Origin of the sequence: Actinoplanes nipponensis, from assembly GCF_016862275.1 — a bacterium.
Classification (GTDB): domain Bacteria; phylum Actinomycetota; class Actinomycetes; order Mycobacteriales; family Micromonosporaceae; genus Actinoplanes; species Actinoplanes nipponensis.
Map to the genome: position 1 here is coordinate 1 of NZ_BOMQ01000068.1, position 14181 is coordinate 14181.

The window sequence follows — 14181 nt, forward strand, 5'->3', positions numbered from 1 at the left end:
CCAAGGCGAGGCCAGGCGAGCCGGACTGGGCCGGGCTGAGGCGGATACGACCGAGATGGACCCGAGCGGGCCGGACCGAGGCAGGTCGAGGCGGAGTGGGGCGAGGGGCCCTAGGGATGGAGGCGGGGTGACCCAGCCGAGGAGGCGGAGACCCGCCTCGTCCCGCTGCGCGATGAGGTGAGCCCGGCCGGAAGGCAGCAAGTGGCGCAGGGATGCCCTCGGCACAGTGAGGCGGCCGGAAGGCCGAGCGGGGCGCCTAAAGCCGCGAACCCGCTGGAGAGACCCACCGTGGTCAGGACGACGTCGCGGGGAGAAGTGGAGCGCGTGGTCGGCGAGGGCGGAGGCCCGACTTAGCCACGCGGGCGCCCGCCCTCACTCAGACAGCGCCTGAACGCATGGCATCGGCCGTGGCAGAGCGCCAAGGCAACGTGCAACCGTCCACTGTGGTGGTGTCACTGCGGCAACCGCTGGCCGGCACCCGCCCGGACCACAACAGGGCTTGGAGGCGGGGATGCCCCACGCCCGGAGTGGGGCATCCTGGCCCCCAAGCCCGACCATGCACCCAGCCCAAACCGACTAGAACAAAGCACGAACCCCGCGTTCGGCGGGAGCGACGGTCAGCACCATGCACCCACGCACGACATGAAATTGATCTTGATCTACCTCACCGATCAAGCACCAACGAAACCTTCTGGAATTCCTTCACGTCGTGATAGCCGCACTTGGCCATCGCCCGCCGCAGCCCGCCGAACAGGTTCAGCTGGCCGTCCGGCCGGTCGGCCGGGCCGTAGAGCAGTTCTTCCAGGGTGCCGTCCGGCTCGCCGGCGATGCAGAAGCCGCCGCGGGGCAGCTTCGGGTGGCTGGCCGCGGAGTGCCACCATGCGCCACCGGCCGGCGCGCCCTCGGCCAGCGACAGTGGCTCGCCCAGCATGACCGCGTCGGCGCCGCAGCCGATGGCCTTGGCGATGTCGCCCGAGGTCTGGATGCCGCCGTCGGCGATCAGGTGCACGTAGCGGCCGCCAGTCTCGTCCAGGTAGTCGCGGCGGGCGGCTGCGGCGTCGGCGATCGCGCTGGCCATCGGGACGCGGATGCCGAGCACCGTGTCTGTTGTGGACCACTCGTCGGCGCCGATGCCGACGATGACGCCGGCCGCGCCGGTGCGCATCAGGTGCAGGGCGGTCTTGTAGTCGGTGCAGCCGCCGACGATGACCGGGAGGTCCAGGTCGGCGATGAACTCCTTGAGGTTGAGCGGCTCGTCCGTGGTGGACACGTGCTCGGCGGAGACCAGGGTGCCCTGGATGACGAGCAGGTCGACGCCCGCGTCGAGAATGACCGGGGCCAGCGCGAGCGTGTGCTGCGGCGACACCCGGACGGCCACGGTGACGCCGCCCTCGCGCATGGTGCGGACCCGCTCGGCGATCAGCTCGGGGCGGATCGGCTCGGAGTAGACCTCCTGGAGGCGCTTGGTCGCGTCCGCCTCCTCGTCGAGGCCGGCCAACTCCTCGAGGATCTTCGTCGGGTCCTCGTAGCGGGTCCACAGGCCCTCGGCGTTGAGCACGCCCAGGCCGCCGAGGCGGCCCAGGGCGACTGCCGACTGCGGGCTCATCGTGGCGTCCGACGGGTGCGCGACGCAGGGGATCTTGAACGGGTACGCGTCGAGCTTCCACTCGGTGGACACGTCGTCCACGTCGCGGGTGCGGCGGCTCGGGACGATCGCGATGTCGTCCAGGTGGTACCCGCGCTGGGCGGTCTTGCCGAGACCGATTTCCACCACGTCGCGCATGTCGGATTACCCCTTATCGGGAGTGGTAGTTGGGAGCCTCGACCGTCATCTGGATGTCGTGCGGGTGGCTCTCCTTGAGACCCGCAGCGGTAATCCTGATGAGCTGGCCCTTCTCCTGCAAGTCCGGGATCGTCTCGGCGCCCGCGTAGCCCATGGCGAGCCGGAGCCCGCCGACGAGCTGCTGGGCGACCCGCGACAGCGGGCCCCGGTAGGGCACCTGGCCCTCGACGCCCTCGGGAACCAGCTTCTCCTCGGCCACATCGTGCTGGAAGTAGCGGTCCTTCGAGTAGGACTTGGCCTGCCCCCGCGACTGCATGGCGCCGAGCGAACCCATGCCCCGGTAGGACTTGTACTGCTTGCCGTTGACGAAGATCAGGTCGCCGGGGCTCTCCTCGGAACCGGCCAGCAGGCCGCCGAGCATGATGGTGTCGGCGCCGGCCACGATCGCCTTGGCGATGTCGCCCGAATACTGCACGCCGCCGTCCGCGATGACCGGCACGCCGGCGGGCCGGCAGGCCCGGGCCGCCTCCATCACCGCGGTGATCTGCGGTACGCCGACCCCGGCGACGATGCGGGTGGTGCAGATGGCGCCGGGTCCGACACCGACCTTGACCGCGTCCGCGCCGGCCTCGACCATCGCCTTGGCGCCGGCGTACGTCGCGACGTTGCCGCCCACGATGTCGATCGTGGCGTCCTTCTTCAGCCGCGCGATCATGTCCAGCACCTGGCGCTGGTGACCGTGCGAGGTGTCGACGATGAGCACGTCGACGCCGGCCTCGATCAAGCCGCGGGCGCGCTTGTAGGAGTCGTCGCCCACCCCGATGGCGGCGGCGACCCGGAGCCGGCCCTGCGGGTCCTTGGTCGCGAGTGGATGCTGCTCGGTCTTGGTGAAGTCCTTGACGGTGATCAGGCCGCGCAGCCGGCCGCTGTCGTCGACCAGGGGCAGCTTCTCGACCTTGTGCCGCTGCAGCAGCGCGAGCGCCTCGTCCTTGCTGACCCCGACCGGGGCGGTGACCAGCGGCATGGTGGTCATCACGTCGCGCGCCTTGACGTGCTGGTCGGTGACGAAGCGCATGTCGCGGTTGGTGACGATGCCGACGAGCGTGCCGTCGCCGTCGACCACCGGCACGCCGGAGATCCGGTAACGGCCGCAGAGCTCGTCGACCTGGCCCAGGGTGTCGTCGGGGCTGCAGGTCACCGGGTTGGTGATCATGCCGGACTCGGAGCGCTTGACGAGGTCGACCTGGGCCGCCTGGTCCTCGGGCGAGAGGTTGCGGTGCAGGACGCCGATACCGCCCTCGCGGGCCATCGCGATCGCCATCTTGGCCTCGGTGACCGTGTCCATCGCCGCGGACAGCAACGGGATCGACAGCTCGATGTTGCGGGACATCCGCGTGACCGTGTTGACCCGGCTCGGCACGATGTCCGATTCACCGGGCTGGAGCAGCACGTCGTCGAAGGTGAGACCCAGCGGGACCGTGCGGGCCGACTCGTTATCCACAGATCATCCCTAGCGAAGAGGCGGAGTGTTTCATCCTACCCATCCAGCTGAGGGCGTTTGCAGGGCGGACAGAGCGTGCGGGCCAGCACACAACGCCCGCACATGGGTACGGTAGACACCGTGCAAGAAGAGCCGATCGACCCGTTCAACGGCGACCCCGCCGATCCGGCCGCCGGACTCGACGACCTCTCCGAGGACGCCGAGAACGACCCGCTGACCGAGGCCGAGCGGCAGGACGTCCTGGAGGACCTCTCCGACCTGGAGATCTACCAGGCGTTGCTGAGCCCGACGGGGATCCGCGGGCTGGTCATCGAGTGCGAGGACTGCCACGAACCGCACTACTTCGACTGGGATCTGCTGCGGGGCAACCTGCGGCATCTGCTGAGCAGCGGGCGGCCGCGGGTGCACGAACCGGCCTACGACCCGGACCCGGACCACTACGTCACGTGGGAGTACGCGCGCGGGTATGCCGACGGTGTGCACGACACCCTGACCGAGGGCACGGACGACGAGCAGAGCTAGGTGAACGGCTCCGGTGCCCGGGGGTGCGCCGGACGGCGGTTTCCGGGCCGGGCCACGGCCGCCGTGCTGGGGCGAGCCACGACGCGGTGCCGGATCGAGGCGGGCCAGGGCCCGATCAAGCGCGGCGAGTACAAGCTCTTACCGGGCCGGACCCCAGCGGGAACTGGCCGAGCCGGGCGCGGCCCGCCCGGATGTGATCTTGCTGGTTGGCGGCACCGACGGTTACCGAGCCGGGTCGCGGCTCGGAGAGCAGCCGAACAACCCCCGGCCCGGTGCGCGGCACCGTCGCCCGGGACCCGGTCGAGCGCCCCGTTGGTCCGGGTCGGGCCATCCGCCGGACCGGCCGGAGCCGGTCCCGACTCATCGGAGCCGGGGTTCCAGCCAGATGCGGGCACTGGTTCCGGACAGGTCCGTTAGAGCCGGTTCCGGACAGGTCCGTTCGAGCCGGCAGGCCGGGTCGATCCAGCCCGCTTCCGGCTAGATTCGCCCCGGTCAGGCCGCTCAAGGGCTTGGCGGCCAAGGCGATCCAGCCAGGCGCGTTCGGCCCTGGCAGCCAAGACGACTCCGACCGGATCCGTCCCAGCCAGGCCGACCAGCCCGCTCAGCCCCGCCGGCCAAGACGACTCCGACCAGATCTGTCCCACCCAGGCCGACCAAGCCCGCTCAGCCCCGCCGGCCAAGACGACTCCGACCAGATCTGCCCCACCCAGGCCGACCGGGCTCGTTCAACCCTGATGGCCAAGTCGATCCAGCCAGGTCCGGCCAGGTCCGTTCCGACCAGACACGGGTCGGGCACGTCGGCCCGGTCCGGGTCGGCTCGGTCGGGTCGGGTCGGTTTCGCGCTTGGTCAGGCCACCAGGCCGGCGCGGAACCCCGCCGCCACCGCATGCGCGCGGTCCCGCGCCCCGAGCTTGCGGAACAGCCGCCGCGCGTGGGTCTTGACGGTGTCCTCGGAGACGAACAGCTCCCGTCCGATCTCCGCGTTGCTCTTCCCGTCCGCCATGCCCCGCAGCACCTGCAGCTCACGCTCGGTGAGCGTCAGCCGCCGGCCGGTGGGGCCGTCGGTGCGGCCGGTGTCGTTGCCGGGCCAGACCATCGGGCGGCCGGTGGCCGGGTCGATGTCCGATCCGTCGCCGCGCTGGGCCGGGACCATCGGGGAGTTCGGCAGCATCGCGGGGATGCCGGCCGCGTTGGGCGTGCCGGCCATCGCCAGCCCGTCGCGGTGCAGGCCGCGAGCGGTCGCCGAGTTGTTGTTGCGCCCGGCGCCGCCGACCGTGGCGGGCTGGGCGTTCGCGCCGTTGATCGGCATGCCCTGGGGGCGTACCGGCAGCAGCAGGAGCAGCAGGGCCTTGGCCACGACGCTGACCAGGTCGTGTTCGACGCCGCGGATGACGCCTCGGGCGCCGGCGGCGACGGCGGCCGCGGCGACCCGGGGGTCTTCGGCGCCGAAGAGAACGACCTGGGCGTTGGGGGCACGGGCGAGGACGCGGCGGGTGAAGCCGACGCTGTCGGGACGGGTCACGGCGGTGTCGGCCAGGACCACCTCGGCCGGCCTTTCAGCCAGTCGGATCATGGCCTCGGTCTCGCTGACCGCCGTCCGCACGACCCCGGTCATGCCGAGCCGGGCCGCGGTAGAGGCGACGGTCTGAGCGGCTAGTGGGGTTCGGACGCACACGAGGACGGTACGCACAGTGATCCTCCTTCTCTCTCAGAGGAGATCACGCAACGGCCGCAGCATTACGCGCTTTAGATGGAAAAAATAGGAAACATCGGTACGGGTTGCCGTAGCGATGGGATACGGCTGACGAAGACATCGACGAGTCGGGTGTGACGAGGCATGCACCGGGGTACACCGGCGGCAGGCCTGAGCCAGGCCCCTCATGACAACACTCCGCGGTGCCGCGCGGGAGGAGGGTGTTGATGTCGAACGTTCGCAGACTGCCCGGGCCCATCGCCGACCTTTGGGACTGGCAACGACTGGGCCTGTGCAGGGGGCGCGACAGCGCCCAGTTCTTCCACCCGGACGGTGAGCGTGGGTCGTCCCGCAACCGTCGTGAGGCCAAGGCCAAGACGATGTGCGGAGCCTGCCCGGTCCGGGCGGAGTGCGCTGCTCACGCGCTGGCTGTTCGTGAGCCGTACGGGGTCTGGGGAGGTTTCAGCGAAGCGGAGCGGCTGCGGCTGCTCGCAGTCGGCTGGGAGGACCTTGCCGATCGGACTCACGGACGTGTCGACCTGGTTCGGCTCGAAGCCCGCCTCGGCCGGCCCCACAAGTCGACGGTGCCGGCACAACGGCAGGCACCGGCGGCCTGACGCCGGACGAAGCGCGGCATCACCACACATGTGACGACGCGGTTCCCTGCGGGGAGCCGCGTCGGCGTGTTCTCCGGCGTATGAGCCGCGTCGGTGGACATACAAGCCACCGTATGAGCGAACTTGGGGCTGCCGTCGGACCGGAAGTGCGGCTTTCGCGTGACTTGATTCAGCCGACCGTGACCCGCACGGAGTGCCATCCCGTGGCGCCGTCCGGGGCCGGCGACGCGGGTGTGCTGGTCTGAGTCTCGCCCTTGCTGTCGGTTGCCCGCACCCGCAGGGTGTGCTCCCCCGCGGTGGCGGGCCACGCGTACGACCACTGCACCCAGGTGTCCGCCGAGACGGCCGGAGCCAGCGTCGCGGGCGCCCACGGGCCGTTGTCGACCTGGACCTCGACCGCGGTGATGCCGCGGTGCTGGGCCCAGGCCACCCCGGCCACCGTCACCTGACCCGCCTTGCGTTTTGCGCCGTCGCGCGGGGTGTCGATGCGCGACTCCGTCTTGATCGGCCCGAGCGCCGACCAGCCCCGCGGCACCCAGTACGCGTCGAAGTCCGAGAACCGGGTCAGCTCGATCTCGGTGATCCACTTGCAGGCGGAGACGTAGCCGTACAGCCCGGGGACGACCATGCGTACCGGGAAGCCGTGCCGCACCGGCAGCGGCTGGCCGTTCATGCCGATTGCGAGCAGCGCGTCCCGCCCGTCGCGGAGCACGGCCGTGGGGCTGCCGCAGGTCCAGCCGTCGCTCGAGCGCTGCACCACCTGGTCGGCGTCGGGCAACGGCTGGGCCTCGTCGAGCAGGTCCTTGATCGGCGCGCCGAGCCAGAGGGCGTTGCCGATCAGGTCGCCGCCGACCTCGTTGGAGACGCAGGCGAGGGTCACGTAGCGCTGCACCATGGGGCGCTGGAGCAGCTGCTCCCAGGTGATGGTGATCGGGTTGCGCACCATGCCGTGGATGCGCAGCTCCCACGTGGCCGGGTCGATCTGCGGGGGATACAGCGCGGTGTCGATGCGGTAGAAGTCGTCGTTCGAGGTCACGTACGCGGTCGCGCCGTCCACCTGGGCGCCGGCCGGGACGGGCGGAACCGGCGGGGCGGGCGGCAGCACGACGGCCGCACGGGCCGCGGTCACCGCGCGGCGTGACGTGAGCAGCCGGCCGCCCACACCGCCGACGGCGGCGACGCCGGCCGCGGAGCCGAGGCCGATCAGGAAGCGCCGCCGGCCGTCCTCGCGGTAGGCGCTCGGCGAGACAACCGGGCGGGACCGCTCCCCCTCGGCCGGGCCACCCGGGCCGGCGGTCGTCGCGGCCCCCACCGGCGCGGGCTCCGCCTCGACGGCCGCCCGCAGCAGGTGGCGGAGCGCGAGATACGCCGCCACCGCGCCCACCAGGGTCGGCAGCGCGGCGGTGATCCCGGCGTCGTTGCGGGTCACCGCGGCCACCACGCCGAGCACGGCGAACAGCGCGATGCCGGCCGCCGCGACCACCCGGCTGCGCAGCGCCAGGACGCCGAGCAGGGCGGCGTAGGCGCCCAGCAGGAGGGCGGTGCCGCTGATGAGGGCGGTCTTGTCGTGCGTGCCGAAGATCGCGATGCCCGCGTCCTTCACCGGGGCCGGCACGTTGTCGACCACCACGCCGCCCACCGCGAACAGCGGCGACGACAGCGGACCGGTCAGCACGGCGACGATCTCGGCGACGCCGAGGGCCACCCCGGCCGCGGCCAGGCCGGCCAGCGCGGCCCGCAGGGAGAGTTTCACCTCTCCATCCTCCACCCGGGCGCCGCACCCACCCCGCGGCCAGGTCTTACGTTTCGATGACGGCCGGACGCGCCGGCTCCGCGGCGGCCGGGCGAAGCGGCGGCAGAGCGTCGACCAGCGCGTCCAGCAGGGCCACGGCACACCGCTCGGCCCGGGGCTCGGGCAGCTTCGGCACGCCCTCCGCGGGCAGGTCCCAGATCACCCTCCCCGGGTCCAGCCGGTCCAGGGCGGCGTACCACTGTTGCAGCGGCTCCCGCAGCTGGACGTGCGCCGCGAAGTTGCGCCGCCGCCGGGTCTCGTCGGCGTCGCGGCGCTGCCGCAGCGTCTCCCGTTCCGGCAGGCCGACCAGCACCGCGTCGGCGAAGCCGAGCCGGCCCGCGCGGAACGCCTCCCGGGTCACGGTCAGCTCGCGGTCGAACTGCGCGCGCGGCGCCAGCCCGAGGGCCGCCATGCCCCAGGAGTAGTGCAGCTTGACCGGGTCGGTGTCGCAGAACGCCACCCCGTCGGCGCGTTCCAGGTCGACGGCCTCGGCCCAGCGCCGCATGCTGACCCGGGCCCAGTGCCGGGCCAGGACCACCGCGTCGGTGGGCTCCCGGCCGGTGGCGGCGTACTCGGCGACGTACCGGCCGACGTGCCGCCGGCACCACGACGTCTTGCCGGCCGCGGTCGGCCCCTCCACCACCACGATCATCCGCGCCTCTTTCCCCGAATCCCGCATCACACACGACGAAGGGCGCGCCGCTGAATGCGACGCGCCCTTTTTACTCCGTTGAATCAGAAACCCGGGCCGTGCTGGTGGCCGTGACCGCCGTGGCTGTGGCCGTGGCCACCGCCGTTGGCGGCCGGCTCCGGCTCGGCCGGCTTCTCGACCACGAGGCTCTCCGTGGTGAGCAGCAGCGCGGCGATCGACACGGCGTTGGAGACCGCGTTGCGGGTCACCTTGACCGGGTCGATGATGCCGGCCGCGACCAGGTCGACGTACTCGTCGGTGGCCGCGTTGAGGCCGTGGCCCCAGCCGAGCTCGGCGGACTTGCCCACCACGACGTAGCCGTCGTGGCCGGCGTTCTGGGCGATCCAGCGCAGCGGCTCGATGAGCGACTTGCGCACGATCTGCACGCCGACCGCTTCCTCGCCGACCAGGCCGAGGTTGCCGTCGAGCACCGAGGCGACCTGCGCCAGGGCGGCGCCGCCACCGGGGACGGTGCCCTCCTCGACCGCGGCCTTGGTCGCCGCGATGGCGTCCTCGATGCGGTGCTTGCGCTCCTTCATCTCGACCTCGGTCGCGGCGCCGACCTTGATGACGGCGATGCCGCCGGAGAGCTTGGCCAGCCGCTCCGAGAGCTTCTCGCGGTCCCAGTCGGAGTCCGAGGCCTCGATCTCCTTGCGGATCTGCGCGACCCGGTCGTCGATCTCGGCCGTACGGCCGCCACCGTCGATGATGGTGGTGCTCTCCTTGTCGACCACGACGCGCCGGGCGGAGCCCAGCATGTCGAGGGTGACCTGGTCCAGCTTGTAGCCGAGCTCGGGGGCGATGAGCTCCCCACCGGTCGCGATCGCCAGGTCCTGCAGCATCGCCTTGCGGCGGTCCCCGAAGCCGGGGGCCTTCACGGCGGCAACCTTGAAGGTCTTGCGCAGCGCGTTCACCACGAGGGTGCTCAGCGCCTGGCCGTCGACGTCCTCGGCCACGATGAGCAGCGGCTTGCCACCCTGCAGGACCTTCTCCAGCAGCGGCAGCATCTCCTCGACGCTGGAGATCTTCTGGGTCGTGATGAGGATGTGGGCGTCCTCGAGCACGGCCTCCTGCGACTCGGCGTCGGTCACGAAGTTCGGGGAGATGAAGCCCTTGTCGAACTGCAGACCCTCGGTGACGTCGAGCTCGGTGCTGAGCGCGGAGCCCTCCTCGACGGTGATGACACCGTCGCGGCCGACCCGGTCCATCGCCTCGGCGATGAGCTCGCCGATCGTGGCGTCCTGGGCCGAGATGGTAGCGACGTTGGCGATCGCCTTGTGGTCGTTGACCTCGACCGCCTTCTCCAGCAGGGCCTTGGACACGGCCTCGGCGGCCAGGTCCATGCCGCGCTTGAGCGCGATCGGGTTGGCGCCCGCGGTCACGTTGCGCAGGCCTTCCTTGACCAGCGCCTGCGCGAGCACGGTGGCCGTGGTGGTGCCGTCGCCGGCGACGTCGTTGGTCTTGGTCGCCACTTCCTTGACCAGCTGGGCGCCGAGGTTCTCGTACGGGTCCGAGAGCTCGATCTCCTTGGCGATGGTGACACCGTCGTTGGTGATCGTGGGCGCGCCGAACTTCTTGTCGAGGACGACGTTACGGCCGCGCGGCCCGAGGGTGACCTTGACCGTGTCGGCGAGCGTGTTGACGCCGTGCTCCAGCAGGTGCCGGGCGTCGTCGGAGAAACTGAGGATCTTCGCCATATATGGTCCCTTCAACGCACCGGCGCCCTGGACCGGAGAGCCGGGCCAGGGCGGTCAGCACTGTCGGTTAGGTCTTACTTCTCGATGACCGCGAGGACGTCGCGGGCGGAGAGCACCAGGTACTCCTCGCCGGCGTACTTGACCTCGGTGCCGCCGTACTTGCTGTAGAGCACGGTGTCGCCGACCTGCACGTCGATCGGAACGCGGTTGCCCTTGTCGTCGATCCGGCCGGGGCCGACGGCGAGGACGGTGCCCTCCTGGGGCTTCTCCTTGGCGGTGTCGGGGATCACGATGCCCGACGCCGTCGTGGTCTCGGCCTCGTTCGCCTGGACCACGATGCGGTCCTCGAGCGGCTTGATCGCAACCTTTGTCGCGGTAGTCACGGGCATACCCTCCTGGGTACAGGTGTTGTCGCCGGCCAGTGGACAGGCCGGGCTGATGCCTCATGCCACCGGGCGGGGCCGTCGTCGCGGGTGCCGGTCCGCCTGGTGCAGGCGCGCATCCCGGATGGGGCGCGCGCTGGCACCCTCATGGTGAGAGTGCTAATCGGAGATTATGCCGGAACTAGCACTCCGTCAACCAGAGTGCCAGCACGTCACTCCTAGCAGAATGACTCGCCGTGGACCTCGAACTGCTCGCTGCCCTGCGTACCGCCGAAGGGTCGGCCGCCCTGGCGGCCGCCGCTGACGTCGCCGGCGGTGAGCCGCTGGCCGCGGCCACCGCGCTGCGGGCCCGCGGGGTCTCCCCCGCACTCGCCTCCGCCGCCCTCACCCAGGCTGACCTGCGCCGGCGCGCGGCGGCCAAGTTCGGCGCGGCCGCCGCGACGATGCTCTTCACCCGGGCCGGCTTCGAGCAGGCGACCCGGGCCGTGGTGGCGGACCGGCGGGCGGCCCGGCTGCGGGCCGCCGGGGTCGAGACCCTGGCCGATCTGGGGTGCGGGCTGGGCTCGGACGCGCTGGCCGCGGCCCGCCGGGGCATCCGGGTGTACGCGGTGGACGCCGACCCGTTGACGGCCGCGCTGGCCGCCGCCAACGCCGAGGCGGCCGGGCTCGCCCACCTCGTGACGGTCGAGTGCGCCGACGCCACCAGCGTGCCGGTGGAGCGCTACGACGCTGTCTTCGCCGATCCGGCGCGCCGCCGGGCCGGCCGGGGCCGGGTGATGGATCCGCGCTCGTGGTCGCCGTCGTGGGACTTCATCGCCACGCTGCCGCAGCGGGTGCCGCGCACGGTCCTGAAGCTGGCCCCCGGCATCGACCACGCGCTGCTGCCGGCCGGCGCCGAGGGCGAGTGGGTCAGCGTCGACGGCGATCTGGTCGAGGCGGCCTTCTGGTGCGGGCCGCTCGCGGAATTTCCTCGGCGGGCGATCCTTCTGCCCGCGGCGCGGGAGCTCACCGGCTCCGGCGTCGCGGCGGCGCCGGTCGGGCCGGTGGGCGCCTACCTGTACGACCCGGACCCGGCCGTGGTCCGCTCGCACCTGGTCGCGGAGTTCGCGGCTTCGATCGGGGGCCGGATCGCCGACCCGGAGATCGCGTACGTCTACACCGACACCGCCGTCGACACCGGGTTCGCCCGGCGGCTGGAGATCACCGACGTGCTGCCGTTCTCCCTCAAGCGCCTGCGCAGCCTGTTGCGCGACCGGCAGGTCGGACGGCTGGAGATCCGCAAGCGGGGTTCCGCGCTGGAGCCCGAGCAGCTGCGGCGCGACCTGCGGCTCAGCGGCAGCGCGGGGGCCTCGCTCGTGCTCACCCGGGTGGCGGGGGCGCCGACCGTCCTGCTCTGCCGCTAGCCTGCTTGATCGTGGCGAAGAAGGCTGCCGGGACCCCGGCCACCGTGCTGCTCGCGGCGCAGCGGGTGGCGCACGAGCTGCACCCGTACGACGTCTCGCCGGACGCCCCGAACTACGGCGCCCTGGTCGCCGCCGCCCTCGGCGCCGAGCCCGCGGTGGTCTTCAAGACCCTGATCGCCGAGGTGGACGGCGCGCTGACCGTGGCCGTCGTACCGGTGACCGGCGATCTTGATCTCAAGGCCCTGGCCCACGCGGCCGGCGGCAAGCGCGCCACGCTGGCGGACCGGGCGGCCGCCGAGCGCAGCAGCGGCTACGTCCGCGGTGGGATCAGCCCGCTGGGCCAGCGCAAGCGGCTCCCCACGGTGATCGACGACTCCGCCCTCGCGCTGGAGCGGATGTACGTCTCCGCCGGGCGCCGGGGCCTGCAGGTGTCGCTGGCGCCCGCCGACCTGGTCCGGCTCACCGACGCGGTCACGGCCCCGATCCGGAGCTAGGGCGGACACCCCGCCCACCCTGCACCGTTACGACACCGTGACGGTTCGTCAGGGGTCTTTCTCCCGAGATCCGGCAAATCGGACCACCTGCGTGACCTAGCGTCACGGTGTGGGGCGACTTCAGCGACGGTTCGGCGGCGTGCCGACGTGTCACCGAAGGGCCACGCGGGCTGAGAGATCTTGCGATCGGGCCCGTCGTGCCACGCCCGGCGCCGGGCCGCATCGCCCGACTCCACCCGGTTCCCGGCCACGGCCGGGCGGGCGGCGTTCCCGGCAGCGCACACCAGGAATCCGATGCAAGGTCCGGATTGATCCGAAGGGACTCGAGGAATGCGTAAGGGAATGTTCGCCCTTGCCGCGGTGGGCCTGCTGGCCACCGGCAGCATGGCTGCGTGCGGTGACGACAGCGGCAGCGACTCCGGCAGCAGCTCCGGCGGCTCGTCCGTCGGCAAGGTGGGCGTCATCCTGCCGGACACTGCCAGCTCCCAGCGGTGGGGCTCCGACGACCCCAAGTTCCTGAAGGCGGCGTTCGACGCGGCCGGCGTGGCGGTCGACATCCAGAACGCGCAGGGTGACAAGAGCCAGTTCCAGACGATCGCGGACGGCATGATCTCCAGCGGCGTCAAGGTGCTCATGATCGTCAACCTGGACTCCGGCACCGGCAAGGCCGTGCTGGACAAGGCCAAGGCGGCCGGCATCGCCACCATCGACTACGACCGGCTCACGCTCAACGGCGGCGCCAACTACTACGTGTCGTTCGACAACGTGGCGGTCGGCAAGCTGCAGGGCGAGGGCCTGGTCAAGTGCCTGACCGACATGAAGGCCAGCAAGCCGGTCGTGGCCGAGCTCAACGGCTCCCCGACCGACAACAACGCCACCCTGTTCAAGGAGGGCTACGACTCGGTCCTCAAGCCCAAGTACGACGCCGGTGAGTACGTCAAGGGCCCGGACCAGTCCGTGCCGGACTGGGACAACGCGCAGGGCGGCACCATCTTCGAGCAGATGCTGACCGAGAAGAAGGACATCAAGGGCGTGCTGGCCGCCAACGACGGCCTGGGCAACGCGGTCATCTCGGTGCTCAAGAAGCAGGGCCTGAACGGCAAGGTCCCGGTCACCGGCCAGGACGCGACGGTGCAGGGCCTGCAGAACATCCTCGCCGGCGACCAGTGCATGACGGTCTACAAGGCCATCAAGCAGGAGGCCGACGCCGCCGCGGACCTGGCGATCTCGCTGGCCAAGGGCGAGAAGAAAGAGGTCAGCCAGTCCATCAACGACCCGGAGTCGAAGGCGGCCGTGCCCTCGGTGCTGCTGACCCCGACGGCGATCTTCAAGGACAGCGTCAAGGACGTCGTCGCGGACGGTTTCGTCACCAAGGACCAGCTGTGCACCGGTGACTTCACCAAGCTCTGCACGGACAACGGCGTCAGCTGACCCACCTCGGGCCCGACGGCGCCGTCCATGCCCCCCGCGGGCGTGGGCGGCGCCGCATCGACTGAAGGAGAAACACCCGTGGCCGCGACACCTCTTCTGGAGTTGCGCGGGATCGACAAGAGCTTCGGTCCCGTCCAGGTCCTGCACGATGTCGGACTCTCCGTCTACCCCGGT

12 protein-coding genes and 1 pseudogene are annotated in these 14181 nt (G+C 71.4%); 6 read left to right on the forward strand and 7 right to left on the reverse strand.

Annotated elements, in window-relative coordinates:
- Nucleotides 1-664: 664 nt before the first annotated feature.
- Nucleotides 665-1783 carry a GuaB3 family IMP dehydrogenase-related protein gene (locus tag Ani05nite_RS29485; protein WP_203773785.1) on the reverse strand — a complete coding sequence of 373 codons (1119 nt, stop codon included), beginning with the start codon at nt 1781-1783 and terminating at the stop codon, nt 665-667.
- Nucleotides 1784-1796: 13 nt separating this feature from the next.
- The gene (gene guaB, locus Ani05nite_RS29490; protein WP_203773787.1) at nt 1797-3284 is read right to left on the reverse strand and encodes an IMP dehydrogenase; all 1488 of its coding nucleotides are present in this window, start codon (nt 3282-3284) and stop codon (nt 1797-1799) included.
- Nucleotides 3285-3404: 120 nt separating this feature from the next.
- Between guaB and Ani05nite_RS29495 the strand changes: the two genes are divergently transcribed.
- Nucleotides 3405-3806 carry a DUF5319 domain-containing protein gene (locus Ani05nite_RS29495; RefSeq protein ID WP_203773789.1) on the forward strand — a complete coding sequence of 134 codons (402 nt, stop codon included), beginning with the start codon at nt 3405-3407 and terminating at the stop codon, nt 3804-3806.
- Between the two features lie 847 nt (nt 3807-4653).
- Here the strand turns inward: Ani05nite_RS29495 and Ani05nite_RS29500 are convergent.
- Entirely contained in the window at nt 4654-5496 is an 843-nt protein-coding gene (locus Ani05nite_RS29500) for a response regulator transcription factor (protein WP_203773791.1), read from the reverse strand.
- 230 nt (nt 5497-5726) lie between these two features.
- Between Ani05nite_RS29500 and Ani05nite_RS29505 the strand changes: the two genes are divergently transcribed.
- Nucleotides 5727-6116, forward strand: a complete 390-nt coding sequence (locus Ani05nite_RS29505) for a WhiB family transcriptional regulator (RefSeq protein ID WP_203773793.1) — start codon at nt 5727-5729, stop codon at nt 6114-6116.
- Between the two features lie 169 nt (nt 6117-6285).
- On the opposite strand, the gene Ani05nite_RS29510 is transcribed toward Ani05nite_RS29505, so the two are convergent.
- From Ani05nite_RS29510 to groES, 4 genes are all read right to left on the reverse strand, one after another.
- A complete protein-coding gene (locus tag Ani05nite_RS29510; RefSeq protein ID WP_203773795.1) occupies nt 6286-7869 on the reverse strand; it encodes a molybdopterin-dependent oxidoreductase in 1584 nt (527 codons plus the stop codon).
- A gap of 46 nt (nt 7870-7915) precedes the next feature.
- The gene (locus Ani05nite_RS29515; protein ID WP_203773797.1) at nt 7916-8560 is read right to left on the reverse strand and encodes a hypothetical protein; all 645 of its coding nucleotides are present in this window, start codon (nt 8558-8560) and stop codon (nt 7916-7918) included.
- 83 nt (nt 8561-8643) lie between these two features.
- A complete protein-coding gene (gene groL, locus Ani05nite_RS29520; RefSeq protein WP_203773799.1) occupies nt 8644-10296 on the reverse strand; it encodes a chaperonin GroEL in 1653 nt (550 codons plus the stop codon).
- 74 nt (nt 10297-10370) lie between these two features.
- Nucleotides 10371-10679, reverse strand: coding sequence for a co-chaperone GroES (gene groES / locus Ani05nite_RS29525; RefSeq protein ID WP_023358324.1), 309 nt, complete (start codon nt 10677-10679; stop codon nt 10371-10373).
- Between the two features lie 236 nt (nt 10680-10915).
- Here groES and Ani05nite_RS29530 point away from each other — a divergent pair, with 236 nt between their 5' ends.
- From Ani05nite_RS29530 to Ani05nite_RS29545, 4 genes and pseudogenes are all read left to right on the forward strand, one after another.
- On the forward strand, nt 10916-12082 hold the full coding sequence (locus Ani05nite_RS29530; RefSeq protein ID WP_203773801.1) for a class I SAM-dependent methyltransferase: 1167 nt from the start codon (nt 10916-10918) through the stop codon (nt 12080-12082).
- Nucleotides 12083-12093: 11 nt separating this feature from the next.
- The gene (gene ybaK / locus Ani05nite_RS29535) at nt 12094-12576 is read left to right on the forward strand and encodes a Cys-tRNA(Pro) deacylase (protein WP_203773803.1); all 483 of its coding nucleotides are present in this window, start codon (nt 12094-12096) and stop codon (nt 12574-12576) included.
- A 330-nt stretch (nt 12577-12906) separates the two neighbouring features.
- On the forward strand, nt 12907-14007 hold the full coding sequence (locus Ani05nite_RS29540) for a sugar ABC transporter substrate-binding protein (RefSeq protein WP_203773805.1): 1101 nt from the start codon (nt 12907-12909) through the stop codon (nt 14005-14007).
- A gap of 78 nt (nt 14008-14085) precedes the next feature.
- Nucleotides 14086-14181: pseudogene (locus tag Ani05nite_RS29545) on the forward strand (sugar ABC transporter ATP-binding protein); the annotation flags it as partial.